The sequence below is a fragment of the Melaminivora alkalimesophila genome, assembly GCF_000282995.1.
Taxonomy (GTDB): domain Bacteria; phylum Pseudomonadota; class Gammaproteobacteria; order Burkholderiales; family Burkholderiaceae_C; genus Melaminivora; species Melaminivora alkalimesophila.
Genome location: NZ_ALEE01000808.1, coordinates 1 through 1,154, shown reverse-complemented (window position 1 = coordinate 1,154; position 1,154 = coordinate 1). Strand labels below are relative to the sequence as shown.

Sequence of the window (1,154 nt, the reverse complement as noted above, 5' to 3'; positions counted from 1 at the left end):
CAGCGGCCGCTCCAGCCGGCAAGCCGGGCCAGACGGCGCTGCGCCCACAGGCCGGGGGGTGAACAGCGCCTGGAGCGCCGAGGGAACCAATGCCTGCCGCTCGGCGGCCGCCAGGGCCTCTCGGATCTCCGGGGCATGCTCGGCAAGGAAGGGCACCAGCGCCTGCCCGGCACGAAAGACCGGGTGTTCCAGGCAGGCGGCGAGGAACGCGCGGTTGGTCGGCAGCCCCAGCACCGAGGTTTCTCCCAGCGCCCGGACCAGTGCAGTGATCGCCTCGTCCCGCGTGGCGGCGTGCACGATCAGCTTGCCCAGCATGGAGTCGTAGTGCGGCGAGACCGTGCTGCCGGGTTCGAGCGCGTGATCAAAGCGCAGGCCGCCCGGTGCGGCACGCTCGAAAGCCACCGCCGGCGGGGCGGAAAAATGCAGCACTTGGCCGGTGTGCGGATGGAACTGCGCATCCTCGGCGCAAAGACGCACCTCGATGGCATGGCCCTGCAGCCGCACCGCATCCTGGGCCAGCGGCAGCGACTCACCGCGCGCGACGCGGATCTGCCATTCCACCAGATCCAGGCCGGTGAGCGCCTCGGTCACCGGGTGTTCGACCTGCAGGCGGGTGTTCATCTCCATCAGGTAGAAGTCGCCGCCCTCCAGCAGGAACTCCACCGTCCCCGCGCCCACGTAGCCCGCGCCCTGCGCGAGCGCCACGGCAGCGGCCCCCATGCGCGCCCGCAGCTGCGGATCCACCGCGGGGCTGGGCGATTCCTCCACCAGTTTCTGGTGGCGCCGCTGCACCGAGCAATCGCGCTCGCCCAGGTGGATGCAATGGCCCTGCGCATCGGCGAAGACCTGCACCTCGACGTGGCGCGGTTGCAGCAGGGCGCGCTCGATCAGCAGGTCGCCGCAGCCGAAGCCCCCCAGCGCCTCCGAGCGCGCACTGGCCAGCGCCGCCGCCAGCTGCTGGGGCTGCGCCACCAGGCGCATGCCGCGCCCGCCGCCTCCCGCCACGGCCTTGACCATGAGCGGAAAGCCGATGCGCTCGGCCTCGGCGAGAAAACACCCGTCCGACTGGTCCTCGCCTGCATAGCCCGGAAGACAGGGCACGCCGTGCTGTTGCGCGAGCTGCTTGGCGCCTGCCTTGCTGCCCAACAGGCGCG

Annotated in this window: 1 protein-coding gene; it reads right to left on the bottom strand. The window is 71.8% G+C overall.

Going from position 1 to position 1,154, the window contains the following annotated elements:
• Window positions 1–1,154, bottom strand: a 1,154-nt coding sequence (locus A612_RS15540; protein WP_019375356.1) for an ATP-binding protein, incomplete at both ends; no start/stop codon positions are given.